Annotated in this window: 20 protein-coding genes; 11 read left to right on the forward strand and 9 right to left on the reverse strand. The window is 38.0% G+C overall.

Features of this window, described 5'->3' with window-relative positions; translation table 11 throughout:
• Positions 1-134: 134 nt before the first annotated feature.
• Positions 135-920: a hypothetical protein gene (locus B1C82_RS02025; RefSeq protein WP_086478633.1), complete on the reverse strand. Its 786-nt coding sequence runs from the start codon at positions 918-920 to the stop codon at positions 135-137.
• Between the two features lie 180 nt (positions 921-1,100).
• On the opposite strand from B1C82_RS02025, the gene B1C82_RS02030 reads away from it, so the two are divergent.
• The 6 genes from B1C82_RS02030 to B1C82_RS02055 all read left to right on the forward strand — a co-directional run bounded on the left by B1C82_RS02030 (position 1,101) and on the right by B1C82_RS02055 (position 9,669).
• On the forward strand, positions 1,101-3,899 hold the full coding sequence (locus B1C82_RS02030) for a type I restriction endonuclease subunit R (RefSeq protein WP_086446319.1): 2,799 nt from the start codon (positions 1,101-1,103) through the stop codon (positions 3,897-3,899).
• Complete coding sequence (locus B1C82_RS02035; RefSeq protein ID WP_086445963.1) at positions 3,899-5,479, forward strand: type I restriction-modification system subunit M; 1,581 nt, start codon at positions 3,899-3,901, stop codon at positions 5,477-5,479. The genes B1C82_RS02030 and B1C82_RS02035 overlap by 1 nt, the downstream gene beginning before the upstream one ends.
• 76 nt (positions 5,480-5,555) lie before the next feature.
• Positions 5,556-6,638 carry a Fic family protein gene (locus tag B1C82_RS02040; RefSeq protein WP_086445964.1) on the forward strand — a complete coding sequence of 361 codons (1,083 nt, stop codon included), beginning with the start codon at positions 5,556-5,558 and terminating at the stop codon, positions 6,636-6,638.
• A 26-nt stretch (positions 6,639-6,664) separates the two neighbouring features.
• Complete coding sequence (locus tag B1C82_RS02045; protein WP_157894090.1) at positions 6,665-8,548, forward strand: restriction endonuclease subunit S; 1,884 nt, start codon at positions 6,665-6,667, stop codon at positions 8,546-8,548.
• 72 nt (positions 8,549-8,620) lie between these two features.
• Positions 8,621-8,923, forward strand: coding sequence for a hypothetical protein (locus B1C82_RS02050; RefSeq protein WP_086445966.1), 303 nt, complete (start codon positions 8,621-8,623; stop codon positions 8,921-8,923).
• Positions 8,924-8,925: 2 nt separating this feature from the next.
• On the forward strand, positions 8,926-9,669 hold the full coding sequence (locus B1C82_RS02055; RefSeq protein WP_086445967.1) for an ATPase: 744 nt from the start codon (positions 8,926-8,928) through the stop codon (positions 9,667-9,669).
• Between the two features lie 24 nt (positions 9,670-9,693).
• Here B1C82_RS02055 and B1C82_RS02060 read toward each other — a convergent pair whose 3' ends face one another.
• The gene (locus tag B1C82_RS02060) at positions 9,694-10,584 is read right to left on the reverse strand and encodes an HTH domain-containing protein (protein WP_086445968.1); all 891 of its coding nucleotides are present in this window, start codon (positions 10,582-10,584) and stop codon (positions 9,694-9,696) included.
• 243 nt (positions 10,585-10,827) lie between these two features.
• Between B1C82_RS02060 and B1C82_RS02065 the strand changes: the two genes are divergently transcribed.
• The gene (locus tag B1C82_RS02065; RefSeq protein WP_086446320.1) at positions 10,828-12,252 is read left to right on the forward strand and encodes an MATE family efflux transporter; all 1,425 of its coding nucleotides are present in this window, start codon (positions 10,828-10,830) and stop codon (positions 12,250-12,252) included.
• Positions 12,253-12,302: 50 nt separating this feature from the next.
• Here the strand turns inward: B1C82_RS02065 and B1C82_RS02070 are convergent, their stop codons facing one another.
• Positions 12,303-12,809 (reverse strand): hypothetical protein, encoded by a 507-nt coding sequence (locus tag B1C82_RS02070; protein ID WP_234008516.1) that lies wholly within the window; start codon positions 12,807-12,809, stop codon positions 12,303-12,305.
• A gap of 145 nt (positions 12,810-12,954) precedes the next feature.
• Here B1C82_RS02070 and B1C82_RS02075 point away from each other — a divergent pair, with 145 nt between their 5' ends.
• Positions 12,955-14,208 carry a hypothetical protein gene (locus B1C82_RS02075; RefSeq protein WP_086445969.1) on the forward strand — a complete coding sequence of 418 codons (1,254 nt, stop codon included), beginning with the start codon at positions 12,955-12,957 and terminating at the stop codon, positions 14,206-14,208.
• 83 nt (positions 14,209-14,291) lie between these two features.
• Here the strand turns inward: B1C82_RS02075 and B1C82_RS02080 are convergent, their stop codons facing one another.
• A complete protein-coding gene (locus B1C82_RS02080) occupies positions 14,292-15,143 on the reverse strand; it encodes a metal-dependent hydrolase (protein WP_086445970.1) in 852 nt (283 codons plus the stop codon).
• 516 nt (positions 15,144-15,659) lie between these two features.
• Here B1C82_RS02080 and B1C82_RS02085 point away from each other — a divergent pair.
• On the forward strand, positions 15,660-16,067 hold the full coding sequence (locus B1C82_RS02085) for a GFA family protein (RefSeq protein WP_086445971.1): 408 nt from the start codon (positions 15,660-15,662) through the stop codon (positions 16,065-16,067).
• A 253-nt stretch (positions 16,068-16,320) separates the two neighbouring features.
• A complete protein-coding gene (locus tag B1C82_RS02090) occupies positions 16,321-17,817 on the forward strand; it encodes an ABC-F family ATP-binding cassette domain-containing protein (RefSeq protein WP_086445972.1) in 1,497 nt (498 codons plus the stop codon).
• A 146-nt stretch (positions 17,818-17,963) separates the two neighbouring features.
• Here B1C82_RS02090 and B1C82_RS02095 read toward each other — a convergent pair whose 3' ends face one another.
• Both B1C82_RS02095 and B1C82_RS02100 read right to left on the reverse strand, forming a co-directional pair.
• Positions 17,964-18,419, reverse strand: a complete 456-nt coding sequence (locus B1C82_RS02095; protein WP_086445973.1) for a DMT family transporter — start codon at positions 18,417-18,419, stop codon at positions 17,964-17,966.
• Between the two features lie 95 nt (positions 18,420-18,514).
• Positions 18,515-19,648 (reverse strand): DNA alkylation repair protein, encoded by a 1,134-nt coding sequence (locus tag B1C82_RS02100; RefSeq protein WP_086445974.1) that lies wholly within the window; start codon positions 19,646-19,648, stop codon positions 18,515-18,517.
• Positions 19,649-19,820: 172 nt separating this feature from the next.
• On the opposite strand from B1C82_RS02100, the gene B1C82_RS02105 reads away from it, so the two are divergent.
• Positions 19,821-20,894, forward strand: coding sequence for a winged helix DNA-binding domain-containing protein (locus B1C82_RS02105; RefSeq protein WP_086445975.1), 1,074 nt, complete (start codon positions 19,821-19,823; stop codon positions 20,892-20,894).
• A gap of 1 nt (position 20,895) precedes the next feature.
• On the opposite strand, the gene B1C82_RS02110 is transcribed toward B1C82_RS02105, so the two are convergent.
• From B1C82_RS02110 to B1C82_RS02120, 3 genes are all read right to left on the reverse strand, one after another.
• Positions 20,896-21,747 carry an alpha/beta fold hydrolase gene (locus tag B1C82_RS02110; protein WP_086445976.1) on the reverse strand — a complete coding sequence of 284 codons (852 nt, stop codon included), beginning with the start codon at positions 21,745-21,747 and terminating at the stop codon, positions 20,896-20,898.
• Positions 21,748-21,815: 68 nt separating this feature from the next.
• The gene (locus B1C82_RS02115) at positions 21,816-22,550 is read right to left on the reverse strand and encodes a hypothetical protein (protein WP_086445977.1); all 735 of its coding nucleotides are present in this window, start codon (positions 22,548-22,550) and stop codon (positions 21,816-21,818) included.
• Positions 22,551-22,613: 63 nt separating this feature from the next.
• Positions 22,614-23,369 (reverse strand): alpha/beta hydrolase, encoded by a 756-nt coding sequence (locus tag B1C82_RS02120; protein ID WP_086445978.1) that lies wholly within the window; start codon positions 23,367-23,369, stop codon positions 22,614-22,616.
• Positions 23,370-23,374: the final 5 nt, after the last annotated feature.

The raw sequence follows: 23,374 nt of genomic DNA on the forward strand, positions 1-23,374 counted from the left end.
CGCATGAACATCCATATGATGATCAGCAACAGCTCAATTCACAGTTATATTCTATTGTTGAAGTTTATTTAAAAAGCCAGAGTTAATAGCTCTGGCTTTTTTGTTTTATAAGGGGAGGAAAAGGAGTTTCGAACTTAAGGATAAAATTTCTGAATGAAATGAGCAAATTCTTGGTTCTTAGACGCTATCTTTCCAATCCATATTTGATTTAGTTCGCGCCTTTGTTCAGATAGAATAAGTATTTCACTTTTATGCGGATCAAAACGATTTAACGCAATGACGCCGATCCCAAAAACGCTATGAAGTAATTGCAGTTCGCTAAAAAATTCTTCTTCCCTATCGATATCAGAGGCAACTAGGTATCCTTCATGCGCCCATGAAGAATTGAAAAACGATTGAGCAAAAGATTCCTTGATATTGTTGAATTTTAAATTTATCTTTAATTCGAAGGAATATATTCTGTAAGATTGTTTTTTAGATCGTTTTCCTTGTATTGAATCTAATGGTAATGCACCTACCATATCCGGGTGAGACCATTTTTGTTTTCCGCTTCGCTCTTTCGTTGATCGTTCATGATGAATTGTATATAAATTTTCAATGTAGAGTTTGCTTTTAGCATACTCAGCAAATATTGCATGGAGATTTCTCTCTTCTTTATGAGGTGGATTTGCAAATGAACTTAAACTCCGTGTTATTTTTAAGGCAGATTTTCCCGATTTCGATAAAGAAATTCGATCGGGATCATTTTTTACTTTCTGAATCAGTGGATGCTTTGATTTAAGCAATTCGTTTGCAATAGCTCTTGAAACTTGCCTGAGAGAAAGTTCCTCTATGCCATGAGCGATCCAGTTCCTTTTCTTAGCATATTCCAGAATCTCTGGAGGATTCAGACTCTTCTGGGATTCGAAAAGTATATCCATTACTAATTCGATTATAGAGGCAAAACTTTGCATTTGAGGGCTAAGGATTGACTTAATTGGTAATTTTGGAATTACATTTTGAAGTTGAATTTAGGGACATTGTATTAATATGTCAAAATTCCTTAATTTTGACTTTGGAAAGCGTTATGATTCTTTGCGTTTGAGGAATTGTATTTACCTTTGAAAACTGAAAAACAAACCAGAAAGGAAATAATTGACCTTCGCTTAGCGAATGCTGGGTGGAATCTTTCCGATAAGACCCAAGTTATAGAGGAGTTTGATATTGCAGTTGTGAAACCTTCCTCTTCATTGAAGGCGAAATCTTCGTATGCAGGCCACCAATTTAGCGACTATGTTTTACTTGGAAAAGACGGTAAACCATTGGCAGTTGTAGAAGCCAAACGGACTTCCACAGATGCAGCAAAAGGAAGAGAACAGGCTAAACAATATTGTTATAATATTCGCGAGAGGCATGGAGGAGAACTCCCATTCTGCTTTTACACAAATGGTTATGATATTTATTTCTGGGATTTAGAAAATTACCCTCCCAAGAAAGTTTATGGTTTCCCATCTCGAGATGATCTAGAGCGTTACTCCTACCTAAGAAAAGCTCGTAAACCATTGGCGAGTGAATCCATTAATACTAAAATTGCTGGTCGGGAATATCAAATAGCCTCGATTCGAGCGGTGATGGAGGTCGTTGAAAAGAAGCGAAGAAAGTTTCTCTTGGTAATGGCTACGGGTACTGGTAAGACAAGAACCTGTGTGGCATTGGTTGATGCTCTTATGCGTTTCGGTTGGGTAGAAAGAACTCTTTTTCTTGTGGACCGGATTGCGCTTCGGAAGCAAACTTTGGATGCATTTAAAGAATATCTTCCTAATGAGCCGTTTTGGCCAAAAGAAGGAGAGCAAGATATCTCTGCAGACCGTAGGATTTATGTTTCTACATATCCAACGATGTTAAATATTATTCGTGACGAAAATACGAGTCTTAGCCCTCATTTTTTTGATTTAGTCGTTGTAGATGAAAGCCATCGTAGTATCTACAATACATACCAGGAAATTTTAAATTATTTTAATACGATTACATTAGGGCTTACTGCAACTCCAACAGATGTAATTGATCATAATACATTTCAGTTATTTGAATGTGAAGATGGGGTTCCCACATTTGCTTATTCCTACGAGGAAGCAGTGAATCATATTCCTCCTTACTTATGCGATTTTCAGGTAATGAAAATTAAATCCAAATTTCAAACGGAAGGTATAAGCAAGCGAACTATTTCTTTGGAAGACCAGCGGAAGTTAATCATAGAAGGAAAAGAAGTAGCCGAAATCAATTTTGAAGGGACGGATCTAGAAAAAAAGGTTATTAATAAGGGGACCAATTCTTTGATCGTTAGAGAATTCATGGAAGAATGTATCAAAGATCCGGATGGGGTCCTTCCAGGGAAAACGATCTTCTTTTGCATGACAAAGGCTCATGCGAGAAGGATTGAGGAAATTTTCGACTCTCTTTATCCGGAATACAAAGGAGAGATCGCGAAAGTTTTAGTCAGTGATGATCCAAGAGTTCATGGAACCGGTGGGTTACTCGATCAATTTACTCGTCAAAATATGCCAAGGATTGCGATCAGTGTAGATATGCTGGATACAGGAATCGATGTAAGAGAAATTGTGAATCTTGTTTTTGCAAAACCTGTTTACTCTTATACAAAATTCTGGCAAATGATCGGTCGTGGAACCCGCCTTTTAGAAAATGATAAGATCAAACCATGGTGTCCTGAAAAATCGTCCTTCTTGGTTTTAGATTGTTGGGATAATTTCGAATACTTTAAGCTAAATCCAAAAGGAAAGACTGGGAATCCTCAAATTCCTTTGCCAGTCCGGCTTTTTGGACTTCGATTAGATAAGATTGCAAAAGCAATTGAGTTAGGCGAGAATTCGATTCTGAAAAATGAAATCCACAATTTACGAAAGCAAATTTCCTCTCTTCCAAAATCATCCGTCGTCATTATAGAAGCTCAGAATGAACTTCAGAGACTGGAAGATAAGAATTTTTGGAATCATTTGAGTCCGGAAAAAATAGAATTTTTACGTTCGATTGTACAACCGTTATTCCGTACGGTTTCGGATGCAGATTTCAAGGCAATGCGATTTGAAAAGGATATTGTGGAAGCTTCTCTTTCTTTTCTTTCCGCAGAAATGGATAAATTTGAGACATTAAAGTCTTCGATCGTGGAGGAAATTGGACGATTACCTCTTACTGTGAATACGGTTGCGAAAGAGGAAGAATTGATTCGAACTGCTCAAACGAACCATTTTTGGATTACGATCAACGAAGAGAAATTCGACCTTCTTATCCATCACCTATCCCCTTTAATGAAACAGATTGAAAAAGTCCCTATATTAGGGCCTGCCAAGTTCGATTTGAAAGATATCGTTATTGAAAAGGAATTTGTAGAGTTCGGTCCATCCCATGAGGCATTGAGCGTTGCGAAATACCGGGAACTTGTGGAAGTAAAAGTGAATGAACTGGTTTCTAAAAGTCCTATTTTGAAAAAGATCAAACAGGGCCAGGAGATCTCGGACGAAGAAACGGAGATTTTAGCGGAAGAGCTTTATAATGAGCATCCTCATATCACGATTGATTTGTTGAGAAGAGTTTATAATCACCGAAAAGCGGAGTTAGTACAATTTATTAAACATATCCTTGGGATTGAAATTCTAGAGAGTTTTTCAGAAACTGTAACTAAAGCTTTTGAAGTTTTTATCCAAAACCACAGTTATTTAACGAGTCGTCAGTTGCAGTTTATGGATCTTTTGAAAAGTTATATCCTGGAAAAAGGAGAACTTCAAAAAAGGAATCTAATCGAATCTCCTTTTACACTTCTGCATCCGGAAGGGGTACGTGGAATTTTTGATCCGAAAGAGATCGAAGAAATCCTGGAATTAGCTGATAAGGTAATCGCCGCTTAATGTTACAAAATAATCCCCAATTAAAATCACTCATAGATAAGCTCTGGAATAATTTTTGGAGCGGAGGGATCAGTAATCCATTAACTGCAATCGAGCAGATCACTTATCTAATATTTATGAAACGTTTGGATGATCTGGAGACCAAGCGAGAAAGAGATGCAGAATTTACAGGAGAAAAATATAAATCCAGATTTAGCGGAAAGTTTAAGGTTCCAGGTAGTAACGAGCTCATTGATAAGAAAAAGCTTCGCTGGAGTGAATTTAAACATTTTACTGCGGATGAAACTCTTCTTCATATCCAAACCAAAGTTTTCCCCTTCTTAAAAGAGCTGAATGGAGACGCGTCTCCGTTTACGCATCATATGCAAAATGCAGTTTTCATTATGCCAAAGGCTTCCCTGTTGACGGAGGCGATCCAAATCATAGAATCCATTTTCGCTGAGATCGAAAAGGACGCTAATGAAGGAGGACATGCATTTCAGGATATCCAAGGAGATGTCTATGAGATGCTATTGAGTGAAATTGCAACTGCTGGAAAGAACGGGCAATTCAGAACTCCTAGGCATATCATCAAATTGATTGCGGAACTTGTTGCTCCTCAGCTTGGGCAACGAGTTGCAGATCCAGCCTGTGGAACAGGAGGGTTTTTACTTGGAGCATACCAATTTATGCTCACGGATTATATTCGAAAGAAAGATCCGAAAAAAATTGTAAAAGATGAGGATGGATTTGAGAGAGGGGCTTTAAGTTCTGCTGTAGATAAAAAAGTAAAATCCATTTTAGACGATAGTTTTTACGGATACGATATCGATACCACTATGGTGCGACTCGGTTTAATGAATCTCATGATGCATGGAATTGATGAACCCCATATTGATTATAAAGATACATTGAGTAAAAAATTCAATGAAGACAAACAATATGATATCGTACTCGCAAACCCTCCCTTTACGGGAAATATAGATAAGGGAGATATTAATGAGAATCTTACCTTGCCGACGACCAAGTCGGAACTTTTATTCGTAGAAAGAATTTTTAATATGCTTCGATTGGGAGGAACTGCAGGAGTCATTGTTCCTCAAGGTGTACTTTTCGGAAGTGGAAAGGCGTTTGTAGCTCTTCGTAAAAAGCTAATAGAAGAATCTGAGCTAAAAGCAGTAATCACATTACCGAGTGGCGTCTTTAAACCTTATGCCGGAGTGAGCACCGCTATTTTAATTTTTACCAAGGGTGGAGAAACGGAACATACCTGGTTCTATGAGATGCTGGCAGACGGGTATAGTTTGGATGATAAGAGAACCAAGATCGAACAAAGCGATCTCATGGACATTGTTGCTCGATTCCAATCTAGGGATCCAAAGAAAGATACAAAACGAACCGAAAGAGCTTTCTTTGTTCCAAAAAAGGAAATCACAGGAGTTAAACCGGAGGAAAGTAAATACGATCTTTCCTTAAACAAATATAAGGAAGAAGTCTACGAAGAGATCGAATACGAATCCCCCAAGCTGATCCTGGAAAAGCTAGAGATCTTAGAAGGGCAGATCCAAACCGGGTTAAAAGAGCTCAAATCCAGGCTTTAATATGTTCGTTTTTTCAAAAAATGTTTACATATCATTCTCAATATGTATAAAAAAATGCATATTTTATACATATTAAATGGAAGCGTATAAAAAACAGCCATTTCTGCTCCCGATCCTTCCTCCGAAAATCGATCTGGAAACAAAGCCGATTCTCCGTGCGGTTTCCCAGGCACAGCGTTATCTGGCGGAATTAAAGGGGGTGTCTGGGAGTATTCCGAATCAGAATATTCTGATCCATACTCTATCTCTACAGGAGGCTAAGGATAGTTCCGAGGTAGAGAATATCATCACGACTCATGACGAGCTTTTTAAGGAAGAATTATTTCTGGACGGAGATCCTCATCCTTCTGCAAAGGAGGTCGCAAGATATGCTTCCGCTTTGAAAAAAGGATTCGAGCTTGTAAGGACTCATCAAATCCTTACGGAAAATCATATTCTAAACATCCAAGAGGAATTGGAAAATAATTCGGCGGGATATAGAAAAGTTCCGGGGACTACCTTAAAGAACCAATCTACAGGAGAAATTGTTTATACTCCTCCCCAAACCTTGGAGGAGATCCAGACTCTCATGAAAAATCTGGAACAATATATCAATGATGACGATTTGTCCGAGGTTGATGTTTTAATCAAGATGGCGGTCATTCATTACCAATTTGAAAGTATTCATCCGTTCTATGATGGGAACGGTAGAACGGGAAGAATTTTGAATATTCTATATTTAGTTTTAAAAGACTTATTGAGCCTGCCTATCTTGTATTTAAGTCGGTATATTATTCGAAATAAATCGGAGTATTATACCCGACTTCAGGCAGTACGAGACAGAGGAGATTGGGAAGGATGGATTTTGTATATGGTCCAAGGAATAGAAGAAACTTCTAAACAAACCATCCAAACTATTCTGCAGATCAAAGTAGCAATGCAGGATTATAAACAAAGGATCCGGAGTTCTTGTAAGTTTTATAGCCAGGACCTGATCAATAATCTATTCTATCATCCTTATACGAAGATCGAATTCATTGAGAAGGATCTAAAAGTAAATCGGATAACTGCTTCTAAGTATTTAGATGAACTTTGCGAGAAAGGTTTTCTCAAAAAAGAAAAGTTAGGGCGTTCGAATTATTATATTAATCTAAAGTTGTTTAGGATTTTGGTTGGGTAAATGTTGTTAAAATGAAGTTCGCGTGTTTGTCTCAATTATCTGATAAGATTTATCATGGAGGAACGCCTTCCAAAGAAATTCATTCATATTGGAATGGAAATATTCCATGGATTAGCAGTGCCGACATTGATGAATTTGGATGCATAAGTATTACTCGATATATTACTGAGGAAGGGCTTAAAAACTCGGCTGCCAAACTTGTTCCCAGAGGTTCCCTGATTATCGTGAATCGAGTTGGCGTAGGTAAGGCGGCAATTGCACCTTTCGATTTATGTTTTAGCCAAGACTGTCTGGGTTTAATACTCAACGAAGAAATTGTGGATGTGAATTATTGTATAAGGATGTTGAAAGAAGAGCTTCCTAAGCTTCGGAGCCGTACTCGTGGTGCCACTATCCAGGGAATTTCTAAAAAAGAAGTAGAGAAAATTGCAATTCCTCTCCCGCCTCTCTCCAAACAAATCCAAATCGCTGAGATTCTCAGCCAAGCTGAGACTTTGATTGCAAAACGCAAAGAAAGCATTCGTTTATTGGATGAGCTGGTCAAGAGCCAGTTTTTGGAGATGTTCGGGGATCCTGTGAAGAATGAGAAGGGATGGGAGGTGAAGCGGTTAGGGGAAGTCTTAAAAATTAAACATGGTCATGCTTTCCAGGGTGAATATTTCTCTGATCGCGGCGAATACGTCTTATTGACGCCAGGTAATTTCTTTGAAAGTGGTGGATATCGAGACAGAGGTGATAAGCAGAAATATTATGTTGGACCTATTCCTAGCGGCTACATATTGGAAAAAGGAGATTTGCTGATCGCGATGACTGAACAGACGTCCGGACTCCTCGGTAGCCCTTTGATTGTGCCAGGTCCGGGAGTCTATTTACATAATCAACGGTTGGGATTGGTTGAGCTTAAGGGTGATAAAGCAAATAAGATTTTCCTTTTTCACCTCTTTAATTTTTACAAGGTTCGTACTTTGATTCATTCCAAAGCCACAGGTACCAAAGTACGACATACTTCACCAAGTAAAATAGAGGATCTGACTTTAGGAATTCCGGAGATTTCCGAACAAAATCAATTTGCTGATTTTGTTATAAATCTAAATAAACAAAAGGTTCAATATATTGAAAGTCTCCGGAATTTTGAATCCTTGTATTTCTCCTTAAGCCAGAAAGCATTCCGAGGAGAACTGACATTTGCAAAAGAAACTGTTATATTAAGTGAATCCAAATCATTGCGATCAGATATAGCTCCAGAAACTATATCGAAAAAGAGACGAACTACAGAAAAATCTAAAAAACCAAAGGTTAATTCAATCTCATTGAATCTGGAAAAAGAAGAAAAATTTTTCCTTAAGCGCAAAGTCCTCGGGTCCTATATCATCAACCAAAGTTTAGAAGACTCCAATTTGGGAGACGTGAAATTCGAAAAACTATTACATTTAAGCGAATACCATGTTCTCAAAAGAAACTTTGGTCAACATTACATTCAGAAGGTAGCTGGACCTTATGATAATAAGTTTACTATTAATTTTTTCCAGCAAATCGAGAGAGATCGTTGGTTTCTAAGATTGAAAAAAGGAAAACAGTTTTTCTTCAAGCCTGGAGAGAAGCATGATAGTTCTACAAAGACTTACAATTATTTTTCTAAGGAAGAATTGAGCGGTATCAATGGCTTGATTCAATTATTTAGAAAAGCAGATTTCGAGCAAGTTGAGATTGTTTCGACTTTGTATGCAGTATGGAATAACCGAATTATCAAAGCCGAGCCAATTGTAGATACACTTTTAAAAGAAGATTTTTTGAATTGGGCGCCTGAAAAGATAAAATACAAAGATCGTGTGGATGGAGCATTGGCTTGGATGCGCGAAAAAGGTATTCTTCCCGATGGTTGGGGGCCACTCATCGAGAAGGCGGAGTAAAGCTTTTGATAATCTTTGCTTATAGAGCTATGTTCGCTTGACAATTCGTCTAAAAGTTGGAAGCTTAGAAGTATGGACCAAGAAGACGACAAAATTCTTGAGAATATTATAGCAGGTGGTCTTTTAGGAGCGGGATTAACAGCTCTTTTAAAAGATCGCAAAGCAAATAATACAGAGATTGCCTTAGGAGCACTTCTAGGTGCGGTTGTATTGGCTTCTGTGAATGCGAAAGAAAAAGCAAAAGAAAATAATCAAGATGTACTTATTCGCAGAGGAAATGAGCTTTTTCGCAGAACTCCAGATGGAAGAGAAATTTTCGTAAGATCGCTCCCACCAAGAAGATTGAATTTTCCAGCAGAGTACGATCTTTCTTAAAAATGGCGAAAATTCGACTTCGCATTTTTGCTGGGCCTAATGGATCGGGTAAAACAACATTCATTCAAAATTTTCCGGAATTCGGAGAGAATATAAAATTAGGAGTTTATATCAACGCCGATGATATTGAAGCCCTTCTTAAAAAAGACCGAATATTAAATTTCGCTCATTATAAGATTTCTGTTTCGACCGAGGAAATACAGGATTACTTTAAAAAATCTCAATTTTCACCAATCAAAAGTAGTCAGCCAAATTTATGGGAATCATTTGAATGTCGAGATGGACACTTAGAAGTAATTCCAAGTCAGATTATTGATTCATATATTGCAGCAGATCTTGCAGAATTCCTTAGGCTAACCATGATAAAAAATAAAATTTCTTTTTCATTCGAAACCGTTATGAGTGATCACCGAAAAATCGATTTAATTAAGTATGCTAAATCAAATGGATATAAGATATATTTGTATTACTTTTGCACGGAAGATCCGGAGATCAATATCAATCGAGTTGAAAATCGGGTAGGCCAAAATGGGCATGGAGTTCCGGAAGATAAGATTCGAAGTAGGTATAAGGCAAGTTTAGGAAACCTAAAGGAAGTAGTATCCTTATCTGATCGTACTTACCTATTTGATTCTACGGAACAATATGCTTACTTATTTTCTGAAATCACGGATGGCAAGCATGTGAAGATTTTCGATGTAAATAAAGTCCCAAATTGGTTCTCTGATACATTGGGACCTGGATGATTTAATTGGATATGACCTAATCCATTAATCCCACTTATCGTATTCGCTTTTAACTTTTCCTAATTTAATATCCTCTTCTACATTTTTCAGGAACTCCCTAAAATCCTTGTTACTGAAGGCAAGTCTATCAACGGTATCTAAGTCGATTTCGTCTTTTCGATTAGCCAAAAAAAGGATTTCACTGTCTTCGGGATTTTTTGTGTCCAGTAAGATTATCCCAATTCCAAATGCTTTATTCAGTCTTGCAAGTTCGTCTTTGAAATCAATCTCTTGGTTTATTTTCGTAGCAACCAAATAGCCTTCGTTAGCCCATGAAGAATTCGAGACGGCTTGAAAGAAAGCCTCTCTTAAATTGCTGTATTCGAGCCTTATCTTCATTTCAAATGAATAGAACTTACAAAGTGGAGCTTTAGTTAAGGATTGAATGATTTGTGTTTCAGTTTCATAATCTTCAAATGTAAAATGAACTCCAACTAAATCCGGATGAAGCCATCTATTCGCACCTTTTGGGCTTCTACTTGAAATTTCGTGATGAATAGTTTTTACGTAAGCATTAAAATGTGAGTTTGAGTAAACGAATTTGGCTAAATGAGGATGAAGACTACGCTCATTTAAAGGCGAATTTTCATCTTCTAAAGCATAAGATTCTAATTTTAGGATTTGAGTACGTATCATATCACCCCATCCAGTAAGTGCAAATCGAGTTGGATGTTTACTTACTTTTTGAAACGGAGAACGTGGGTTGTTTTTGAGACTAAGGTAGATTTGTGCAGAAATAGAAGCTTCTGGGGTCTTTCCCACCGAATCAGTCTTCCATTTTTTCTTTTCTGCATGCGCCCACATTTCGGTCGCAGTCATCGGCTGTTTTGTTTCGTGCAAGGCTCGCTCGGCTACCTCTAGGAAGGAAAGAGACATTTGAAGAAGAATATTTTAAAGAAATATAATTTCGTAAATAATTTAAACTGAAAGGCTTATTTTCTATTTTTCGGGCATACCTTAAATTTTGAAGTAGGATGAGCTGTGATATCGGTTAAAGCTGAAGATGTGACTTTGTGTAGCCCGACCACAATCTAGAAAACACAATTGAATCATTTCCTCCTATAAAGTGCCTTGCTTTTCTTTGCAGATCAATCACACATTGATTGCAAAGGTACTTGGATGGAAGCTATACAAAAAAACTCAAAGTTAGAATCAGAAAAAACTTCACTTTGGCGGGAATTACGAAAAGCACTTACTGGAACAGAAGCGGATTATACTCAAATTTCGCTTGGTAAGGCCGTTTTTTTACTCTCTGTTCCAATGGTTTTAGAATTGGTCATGGAGTCTGCATTTGCAGTCGTTGACATTTATTTTGTAGGTTCTTTAGGTCCTTCTGCTGTTGCTGCGGTTGGGCTTACGGAAACGTATTTGTTCCTTCTTTATTCTCTCGCTATTGGAATGTCCACTGCAGTGACCGCGATTATCGCAAGAAGGATCGGAGAAGGAGATAAGGAGCAAGCTGGGATTGCCGCAGTTCAATCTGTTTTCCTTTCTATACTTGTTTCATTACCTTTCGCTATCTTCGGAGTTTGGTTTGCGAAAGATCTTCTTATACTCATGGGAGGAGATCCCTGGGTCGTGGAGCATGGGTCCCGTTATACACAATGGATCTTCGGCGGAAATATCGTAATCATGCTTTTGTTCGGACTCAATGCGGTTTTTAGAGGCGCGGGGGATGCAGCGATCGCAATGAGAGTTTTATGGATTTCTAATGGTCTAAACATGATCCTGGATCCGATCTTTATCTTCGGTTTTGGTCCAGTTCCGGCTATGGGGATAGAAGGTGCTGCCATCGCCACAAATATCGGAAGGGGAGTCGGAGTTCTATTTCAAATCTATCTTCTTCTAAAAGGTGGAAATCATATTAGAGTGCTTCGTTCTCAGATCAGCGTTCATTGGGAAATCATTTCGGATATAGTTAAGACTTCTCTTGGCGGGATTGGGCAAACTATTATAGGAATGACTTCTTGGATCTTTCTTGTGAGAATTATTTCCGAATTCGGAAGTGAAGCAGTAGCTGGAGCTACAATCGCTCTTCGGATCATGATGTTTACTCTCATGCCTTCTTGGGGAATGTCCAACGCTGTTGCGACTTTAGTTGGGCAAAACTTAGGTGCAGGAAGACCTGATCGTGCTGAAAAATCCGTTTGGATTGTAGGTGTATGGAATATGGTTTTTCTGATCGGAGTTTCCATCTGCTATTTTATTTTCAGGGAATCTCTTGTATCGATCTTTACTGATGATGCCAAAGTAATCTCTATCGGTTCTGAATGGTTAGGGATAGTATCCTATTCTTATTTTGTATATGCTTGGTGGATGGTAAGCGTTCAGGCGTTTAATGGTGCAGGTGATACAATGACTCCTACATTAATCAATCTGGTCTTTTTTTGGATGTTCCAAATTCCATTCGCTTATGTTTTGGCGAAGGTTCTTTCATACGGATACTCTGGAGTATTCTGGGCAAGTATGATCACAGAAACTTCTGTCGGACTTTTCACTCTTTGGTTATTCCGAAAAGGTGGATGGAAAACTTCGAAGGTTTGATTATAGGCTTTGTTTTAGGCGTTCCTAATCGCGGGAACGCCAGACCTTTCTTATGGAATTACTTGAACTTGCACAACTCCTATGATTTGGTTCACATGCACTCCTGGAAAAGGAGCCGTATCTTGATAGGATGGTATTCGATAGATTACATTTGCTTTGCCAGCCGTGGATCCTGAAACATTACAAATGGTAGGATTTAAGATACCACAACCGTCGAAATAAAAAATTGGACAGCTAAGAAAATCTAAAGGAACACCGTTGGTAATCGTTTCAATATTGAACGTTTGAGAGGTAGGGCAACCGGAATACGGATATTGGATACCAACAGAATAGCTACCGGTAGCACCTGCTTTAAAAATTACCGGGGAAGAAGGAAAACCTAGCCAACTTACCGGTTCCACTATCAAATGGGTCGATCCTCCTAATAAGGCAAGCAGTGGGCTATTATCCGATTTGTCAGCTTTATCTTTTTGCGCAGAATCATATAAAAAATAAGTCCCGCATTGGACTTGTAAGAATATGAGTAAGATAGAGAAGATAATAGATGCGCGTTTCACTTTAAATTTCCAGAATGAAGCTGATCTTACCATGTTCGTATATTTCGTGCAAGGCGGATTTTTGGTGTATTAGGAATATGGAACTGTATAAGGCATTTTCAATCGAGTTGAACGAGTTCTTATAATTTATTTCCGAGAAAATTGCTTGTTATCCCTTTATATCTCAATACGTTGTCGTTCGGGATTTAACCTTAGATTTGTCCGAAAAGATGCAAAATCGGATATACTAGATACGTTAGATGCTCGTGTATTAGAAAGGATTGTAATGAAAAGATTGATCATTCTATTTGGGCTCTCGATTTTATTCTGCTCATGTTATATGCACCATTCTAATGTCCAGGGAGACGGGTATGGAGTAAAAACGATCTTTCGTAGTTCCGACAAGAAGTTGGAAGTCCTACCAATTCGATTGGAATTTCGACCTCAAACTTATGTAGAAGCGGTAAAACAACTTCGAGAGAAAGGAACAGGGGTAAATGTAAAAGCGGACGATATCGCCGGATATTCGTCTCAAGAGATTATTTCGCAGTTTCGCAGAAGTTCCAAGTTCGTAGTGGACCCGAATGCAAATATAAAGATCAGGATCAGATCTACCGTTGATGAAGTGAAAAGCCCAGTCGTTACTATGATTGCCGGAATTCTAACGTTCGGATTTGTGCCGTTTATCTATCGCACATACGGAACCATATATTTTGAAATTGTAGACACTGAGAAGGAAGAAGTATTAAAAATTTATAAATATCCGGTGGAGCATCGTTCCTTTATGGGATGGTATCCTATCCTTTTGGCTCCGATACTTTCTCTGTTTAATGATAAGATCGATCATTCCACTTCGCCAAAAACTTTTACGATAATGAGGGCGGCTTATTCTCAATTCGAATACGATTTCATTAATGAAGTTTCCTCAGTTACAAATTTGGCTTCCCGGTTTTTTCGGACTCGGAATCACAATTATGCATTACTATTTTTGGATCAGCGGGTTAACGATTCGCAAAATTGGAATAATCTTCTGTATACAAGTCTGCAAAGCGGTTTCTTGGAGAATGGATTATCCTTGGTTGAGAGAAAGCGCCTGGATAAGGTAATTTCCGAGATCCAATTATCAAATTCCGGAATTACCGAAAATACCAGACTAAAATTAGGTAAATTATTAGAAGCGGATCGTTTGATCTTTGTGGAAGATTTTTCAGCTAAATTGTTGGGGAAGGGTAAACCGGCGGATATTTTCTTTTCCGTTCGATGTACAGACGTTCTAACCGGAAAGATCATTTGGGCGGAAAAGATAGAAAGTTCCATTTCGGATCGGTATTTGGACAATGATACGAATATATCAGAAGGAATGTTTAAAATTGCTACGGAAGCTTTGATCGAAAAATTGAGACAAAGTGGAGAGTTTTAAAGGAAGAAGGGCCGATTAGGCCAGGAATATTATTCTTTCAGAATGTTTAATTTATATTCCGAAAGAATAATATGAATTAATTTTTAATACCCGTGAGCGGTCATGACTTTTTCAAACTTTTCCAGAAGTTTGTGATCGTCTTGGTCGTTCGGATGGAATCCAGGGATATAATATTCTAAAATATAAAAGATCACAGCCCAAGCAAAGCCTGGAAAACCGAAGAAGAAACGAATGTCTCTAACGACTTGGCTTGGATTTGGAATACCAAAATAGAATAGAGCTCTGATTGTGCCAACTATGGCAAGCAGGCCCAGAAGTTGAACTGCGATAGTCATTCCAAGAATCCGAGTAAAATACCCTCCTCCGGAAGCACGATAAACGTCATATGCCACAGCTTTATGCTCTAATTCTTCCAATGCGTGCCATTCGATTACTTTCCAGCTAATCGGATCGATCCAAGCTACACGTTTTTCAGGGAGAGAAAGTAAAAATCTTCCGAGAGTTGCAGTAAAATGTTCCGCTGCTGCAGTGATCGATAGAGCAAGTCTTTTACCCCAAACAGGAAAAAGTTTCAGAATATTTTTTTCTAATACGTCAAAGAATAACCAGCAAAACATTTTTTCATGACTGCGGAAATCTAAACCGATCTCCACAAATCTTTCATTCATTTTATCATGAACATTTCCGTGGACTGCTTCTTGCCCTGCAAATGCTTTGATTTCATTTCTTAACGCAGGATCAACAACTTCGCTGAATGCTTTTACTGAACGTATAAAGAAACGTTCTCCTTCCGGAAATAATACACTTAAGCTGGAAAGAAATGCCGTAAAGAATGGGATGTTTTTGCCGAAACCTCTTTCCTTTGCAATATCTTCCAAAGGGAATTTCGGTTTACGTATTTTTGGCTGGACTCTAGTGGATGTCGCTTGGCCCATAATATTCTCCTAATATAAAATCGATCTGGATTTTCGATTTTTCTTTCTCCATCCTTTTGATTTTCACCGCTCATTAGAGAATATAAAAAAGATATTATATATCGATTCGGACTATTTATCCATTCCTTGAGCTATCGTCCGATCTCAGTGGAATAGTTATCTTTTGAATCATTGTAACGATTGCTACAAAATTAGGTCAATCCTATTCCTGGAAAAATAACTTGGCCAAACTGGATAGGCTGCCCGAAAACAAGTAAACACTGCTCGGAATTTGGGAGATTCTAAGACCTACTGGAGTTAAAGTTTACACCGCAAGATCAATTGTCTTTTCTTTCTATGGATATTGGATCTTTTGATTTTCGCACGATTGATCCAAGGATCTGAATCAGAGAGGTTTCAATTTTTTCTGAATTCAATTTCTAAATATGACAAATTCTGTCATGTTTAGATAGTATTATTACTCGTATACGGATCGGAGATTTCGATCTAGATACATGGTCCGAAAAGGAGTTATATATGAGCCTCAAAAAATATTCTGGAAGTTGTCATTGCGGTGCAGTTCGTTACGAAGCAGATTTAGATTTAAGCGCTGGCACAGGCAGATGTAACTGTTCCTTCTGCAGAAAAGTCCGAAACTGGTCCATCATAGTTAAACCTGAATCATTTCGTTTATTGAGTGGAGAAGATAGTCTCAGCTTTTACGAATTTAATACAAAAAGTAGCAAACATCATTTTTGTAAAAACTGTGGTGTTAGAACTTTCTCAAAAGGATATATCGAAGAAATTGGCGGAGCGTTTGTAAGTGTTGCGATTTCTACTTTAGATAATGCCGACCTAAACGAATTGATTGAAGCGCCAGTATGGTATGCGGACGGTTTGAATAATAATTGGCATAATCAACCTGTAGAGATCAGACATTTATAATTTTCGATCTCGATCTGCGTTAGGGATACGTAAGGCGCGAAGCGGACCCCGAGCCGAAAGGCGAGGCGTCCGAAGCGATAGCGAAGCCTGGAGTAGCCCGGCCCGCGAGGTTTCTCACGAAAGAGTCTGCGTTGTAGGAACTCCTGCTCGCGGGAAACGTCCGAATCCTTATATCTGTTGGAATTCCTACGTCAATTTTAGGTGAAATCTTGGACCCTTGGAAAACTTTGGTTTATAAAGAGCGCACTTAAAGATGATCAAAATTTCTAATCTTCATAAATCTTATACTTCTAACTTATTGTTCGATGATCTGAATCTGAGTTTAAATCGGGGCGAAAAATTGGGTCTTGTCGGGCGAAATGGTCACGGTAAGTCTACTTTGTTTCAGATGATTTTGGGGAATGTGGAACCGGATTCTGGAACTATCACTTTTCCAAAGGGTTATAAGATCGGACATTTACAGCAGCACTTGAAATTTACTAAACCTACTGTGTTGGAAGAATGCGCGCTTGGTCTTCCTGAAGGTGAAGAATACGAGACTTGGCAGGTTGAAAAAATTTTGTCAGGTTTAGGTTTTTCAGAAGCTGATCTGGAAAGAAGTCCCGAAGAATTTTCGGGCGGTTATCAGATCCGAATGAATTTAGCAAAACTTTTAGTGTCCGGTCCCGACTTACTTATGTTAGACGAGCCGAACAACTATTTGGATATTGTTACGATTCGTTGGTTAGAGGAATTCCTACGAGAGTGGGAAGGCGAGATCATTTTAGTCACTCACGATAGAAGTTTTATGGATAGTGTGGTGACTCATACTGCAGCGATACATCGTACTAAAGCGATCAAGGTCCAAGGTGATACTGATAAACTTTATAATCAGATCAATCAGGCCGAAGAAATTTATGAAAGGACTCGTTTGAACGAGGCGAAAAAAAGAAAACAAGAAGAGGTCTTTATCGCTCGATTTAAAGCGAAGGCAAGTTTTGCAAGTCGCGCTCAGTCCAGAGTGAAAAAACTGGAAAAGCAAGGTGAGATGAAGGCGTTAGAAGAAATTGAAAGTTTAGAATTATACTTTAACTCCGCACCTTTCGCCGCAAGCCAGATGTTGTCTGCGGAAAATATTTCTTTTTCTTATTCAGGACAGGAACCCTTTTTAATTTCCGATTTTTCTTTGAGCGTTGGTAAAAGAGATCGGATTTGTATTATTGGTAAAAATGGTAAGGGTAAGTCCACTCTTCTAAAACTTCTCGCAGGGGAACTACAACCAAGTGCCGGAAAAATTCAAAAACATCCTGCATTAAAAGAAGGTTATTTCGGTCAGACGAATAAATTGAATCTGAACGAGAACGCGACTGTCACCGAAGAAATTATGAGTGCAGATAAATCATGCACCGAATGGCTCGCAAGAACTATCGCGGGTGGATTGATGTTCTCAGACGATATGTCTTTGAAAAAGATCAAAGTCCTTTCGGGTGGCGAGAAGAGTAGGGTGATGCTTGGAAAAATATTAGTAACTCCTTGCCATCTCCTCTTTTTAGATGAGCCTACCAACCACTTGGACATGCAATCTTGTGATGCTTTGATCGAGGCTATTGATGAGTTTGAAGGTTCTCTCATCATGGTCACTCACAATGAGATGCATCTTAAAGCCGTCGCTACCAAGTTGATCGTTTTTGATAATGACACGATCCGAATTTTTGACGGATCCTATGAAGATTTCCTCAAGGATGTCGGCTGGTCCGATGAAGATTATTAAGAAAAGATAATTTTCTTTTTTATGATTATTTGGGCGGTCCCGCCCGCTTCGCGGGGGGCGTGCTGCTACGGATTCGCTATCGCTCATCCGGGCTTTCGCCCGGACTAAAGTCCTTCGCATCACTACCGCGGCATTTCGAATAATTATCAGCCTTTCCTAACCAACCACGCACTCAAAACCAACAGTCCTAAGCCGATCATTTTTTGAACTGAAATCGGTTTTTCGGGAAATCCTAATACTCCCCATTTTTCTAATAGAATAGAAGTTACCACTTGGCCTAATAAGAATAACGCGATCCAACTTGTGGCTCCTAACTTCGGTGCGAAAACCAAAGAAGAGGTAACTACAATTGCTCCTAAAAATCCCCCGATCCAGATCCACCAAGGTTGTTCCTTGATTGTTTGTAGTATGAATGAAGTGGATTTCATTTCTCCTAAGGCAAATGTGATGATACCTAGTGCGATAGTTCCTACGAAAAATGAAATCGTAGAAGCAAGCCACGGGTTTTCAATATTTTTTCCTAATATGGAGTTGATGCCTGGTTGTATAGACATCGCGAACCCGGAGAGCAGTGCAAAGATAACAGGTAATAATAGATTCATATGTTGATCTTAGTTCACCCTTATTATTTTACGAGCTGTTTGGAAATATGAAATGAGAGAATTTCAAAAAACTGAAAAGTTTATTTGAGAATAACTTAACGTTTATTGCCTTTGGAAGATTTCGGGTAAGAAACTTTGAATTCTGCCGTTGCTTTTGTCTCCCCATTCACAATGATTTCCAGTTTATGGATTCCAGGGAAATGTGTTCTGGTAGTCATTTGCTGAAAAGTTTGTTTTCTTTCATAAACTTTTGTTTCTTTGGGGGAAAATTCTCTTTCTTCTATCTGAAATACTTTTATGGAAAATTTTCCAGAAGATTTAAGATAATGGATCTTAGATTCTAATCTGTATAATGTTGTTTCTTTTGCTTCGGACTTCATTTCAAACCGATAGGACAGATGTTTTCCGATCTCTACGATCTTTGGTTGAAATTCCAACCTGGAAATTTTAGCAGATTTACTTTTAGAAAACCCAAAGATAGAAAGTGTGTCTGAGTTGCCCTGTTTTAACAAACCCCTTAGTGCATGCTTTAATAGAAGATCTGTATTTTTCGATTTACCCATCCATTTTTTTGCAATAGATATCACTAAATCCGGATGATCTTTAGAAATATCGTTCAGATGGTTGGCTACACTTCTGCGTACTACTTCATCCGGATCTTTTTTTAAATTTTCCAAAATGGAGAGGGTTTTTTTAGGATCATTTTTTAATCCTGGGATTCCTTTTCCCCATGGCAATCTAGGGCGAGATCCTTCACTTGCTAACCTTCTTGTCCCCGGGTGAGAATGTTTAGACCACTCTAACATTTTTTTCCACGTGATATCTGGATATCGGATCAAAAACTCGCGAATAGCGAATTCGCAGGAAATAATCTGTGTGATCTTTTCCATACAATATAGGGATTCCTCTGGATAATCAATGCCTGCGATTTCGACTGTCTCTCCCAAGAAGATGATATAAAACCTTTCTGTGCCTGAAAATTTTTCTTCCAGAACTTTCGAAATATCTAATAGAGGAGAAACTGCTTTTGGAAATGGTTTAGGGAGGGAGTTTGATAAGACCTCCGCAATTCTTTTGATCCTTTGTTTGAGTTCTAATGTCTTCCAATCTTTACGTTTGATCTCTTGGACCCAATCTTGAGGTCGTTTCGAAGATAATACCTTTGAGAATTGAGTACCTATCTCCAAGAGAGCCTTGTCATCGTAAAAATTCTTAAGAGCTTCCGCCATAAACTTTGTAATGATTCATTTACTAGTTCGTATAGGTAGTATTTTTCATCATTCTATTAAGAAAAGCCTTTATGCCAGTAAAAATAATTACTATCGATACCTACGTCGGTTTGTTTTATGAATTGGTAAAATGATTCCCGAAAATCTATATTTTATAGATTAATACACTTACGTGAATATCGCATTAACAAGACTGAAACATCTGCATGTTTTGAATCCTAGATTCTCATCTCCGGAAAAGGTTGTAGAGGATTTGGGCGCTATCCAAGGACAAGACTATGCTGCTTCTAAATGGGCAATAGGACTTAGAACCCCAGGTCTGAAGGAAGAAGATATTGAGTCCGCCTTTCTGGAGAAAAAGATCATTAGATCTTGGCCCTTGAGAGGGACATTACATGTTGTTTCTGCCAAGGATATTTATTGGTTATTGGATTTACTAGGCCCACCTACCATCTCTAAAAACGCAGCTCATTACAAAAAGATAGAATTAGATCCTAAAGTATTAAAAAAATGTTATTCGATTCTTTCTAAAAATCTTTCTAACCAAACCTTCCTTACCAGAAAAGAAATTTCTTCTATTTTAGAAAGATCAGGAATTATCACAAATACTACCAGATTATCTCATATTCTGCAAAGAGCTGGCTTGGAAGGTTTGATTTGTTTTGGCCCGAGAAGGGAAAAAGATTTTACTTACGCATTATTAGAAGAATGGATTCCAAAGATCAAAAGAATTCAAAAGCCAAAAGAAGAGGCTCTTTATGAAATTACTAAAAAATACTTTGATACTAGGGCTCCTGCTACCTTGCCAGACTTTGTATGGTGGTCTGGTTTGAGCGTAAAGGACGCAAAGGCCGGTATAGAAAGTTTAGGCTCTACATTGACCAGTTTTCAAAAAGAAGATCAGACTTACTATATTCCCAAGAAGATGGATCTAATCGACAAGGGTTCAGATACATTATTTCTTCTTCCTGCATTTGATGAGTTCTTATTAGCTTATACTGATCGTAAGGATTGTATGGATCCTCCGCCCAAGAGACTTTTAACTCCCGCGGATGATCTTTTTAGGCCCATATTGGTAATGAATGGTTGGGTGAGTGGAATCTGGCAAAGAGAATTTAAAAAGGAAGATGTTATCTTAAAATTGAATCCATATAAATCGCTAAATGCTAATTTCAAAAAGAAACTGAAAGAAGCGACCGAAGTATACGCAAAATATCTCGGGAAAAATTTAGTTTTAGAAGTTTAACTTAGTCGGAGAACTCTATTAATAAATTATGAATTAGATCGTAGTTTTTCCAGGGCAGGAAATGCCCTTCTCTGGAAAGTAGATATGTTTTTGTTTTTGTAGTAAAATTTTTCTGAACAAATTCAAGATTTTTGGGATCTACGAGTCCATCTTTCTCTCCTTGGACTACAATTGTTGTAGCTTTTATTTTTTTCCATTCTGCAACTAAATCTATTAACTGTCCCTTTAAAGGTAACATTTCCGAATTGCTATGAATCCATTCTTTTGGTAAGATCCAACTCGCGATCCAGGTATCAGCGACTTTATTATACCATTTGATTTCTTCCGTTTCAGGATCCATTGCGGCCGCTAATAAAAACAAATATTGAAATTTTTGAGGAGATATTGAGGCCATTCTTGCTGCAACTGGTCCCCCATAAGAATGTCCTAATATAGAAATCGATTTTTTTCCTTTTTGTATTTCTGGAAGTTTTAATAGTGTTTCTAAAATTATTTCCGCTTGAGTGTTTACGTCTGCAGCTGCTCCTGTGGATTTTCCGAAACCCGGGCGATCTAATCCAAGCATACAATAAATTCTTAATAATTCAGGATCTTTTAAGTATCTGAGATAATTTGACCATGTTCCAGGAGATCCATGAATAAATATTAGAATTTTGTTCTTATCTGGTTTGCATCCAGTGCTCACCCAATGAACAATATCTTCTTCTTTTTTGTTTTGGATTAAATATTCTCGGTAGTTAGTGTCGGATTCTTTGAGTTTTTGAAAGGCTTTATCTTCTTCCATACTCATTTCTTCATAACTGCTGCAACAGGAAAAAAATAAGAATAGAAGAAGAAGTTTTAACTCTTTCATATACGAGAACCGAGAAGAATTAAATTAAAGTTCGTCCCATCTTGAAATCGTTACGATTAATTAGGTATTTAAACGAAAATTTTGATAAGCAAAAAGATCCCGAAATTTGCTCCAAATACTATATAGAAAAATAATGGAGGAGAAGGTTCCATTTGTTTGTCTATCGCCTTGTTTAAGCTAACCTTTACGATCTCTTCTAAGACTGAAATGTCTTGAGTTCCTTTTTGCTCATAAGCGGCTGCCACTTCTTCTGCGAATTCAGCGATTCTGATCTTTTTTAAGAAGGTTTGTAGAATGAATCGAAGAACCTTAGGTAAGTTTTCCTTCTCCTGTAAAAACGTTGGCAGATCTTTAAGTTTAGAAGAGATAAACTTACCCCAATTATCAATCTTTTCAGACCCAACTCTTTTTTTGATCATTTCTGAGAGAGTTTTTGAGATATTATCAGTGAACCAGGCTTTGTTCTCTGAAACTAGATTGCCTAATTCTCTTCCTAAAAGATATTTTTTGATCCCGAGGAAGTATAGGAAAGGGAATATAAATGCAAATCCGATTACTAATAAAACGATCGGCCATAACTCTAAGACTATTACGATTAATGCAAGTATCGCCCCTATCCCTCCTGCTCTAGCGATAGGCATTGGTCCTAAGTTGGAGGCTATACTTTTCATTTCAGGAAAACAGAAGGCTAATAGAAATAGATTAAAAATAAAACCTAGAAAGAGTGCTATGGAAGAGAGTAAAAATATTTTTGCAGAACTTTTGACTGCAGTTTTTACGAATGTTCCGATCTCTTCTTTCATTAATATTTCTCCGGATATGTATTTCTTATTAATAACGGCCGACGCACGATTTTTTTGATCGTTTTAGCTGTTTTGTTTTAGCCAATCGAACATGATCTCAAAAATTTTTTCCTTACCGGGTTCGTCTGTGAGCCAATGAGCATGGTTAGGCAAGGCAACAAATTCCGAGTTTTCGTATCTTCTCGCGACTGCCTTTGTGACTCGTATGGGGATGATCCTATCCTTCTCCCCAGCCAAGACTAGAACGGGACAATTGACTTTTTCTGCTTGGATTTTGCTTCCTTTATAAGGATCGAAAAACCAGAATGCTAACTCGAAAAGTGCTCTTCCCGATTCATAATTTAAAGAAGTATAATATTCTTTCCTTTTATCTTTTGGAATTCGATTGAATAATCCGAAATTTGCCCCACGGTAGGTTGGTTTGAATGGTTTAGCCCAAAATTTCCAGCGAAACGGAACTTCCAATAAAGTATATAAAGGCGAGGGTCCGAGTGGAAAAATTCCAGAGGGAGCGGCTGGAGCAAATAATACGATTCTGGAAGCAAAACCTTCTGCAGCTAATGCTTGTGCTAACCATCCCCCCATAGAGTGTCCGATTAATGTAGGTTTGTTCCAACCTTTGTTTTGAATTTCCTTTTTTAAAAATTCAACGTAGTCGACTAGTCTATACTTTCCTAATGCTGGATCAGGTGGTTTATTTAATACATGAAATGGTAACGTAGGAGCAAAAACTTCGTGACCTTTTTCTTCTAATACTTTTCTAACTGAGTCTAGAGTGTCGGGTCTAGACCACATTCCGTGTAATAAGACGATCTTCATATGCG

The organism is Leptospira venezuelensis (genome assembly GCF_002150035.1).
In the GTDB taxonomy this organism is placed as follows: Bacteria; Spirochaetota; Leptospiria; order Leptospirales; family Leptospiraceae; genus Leptospira_B; species Leptospira_B venezuelensis.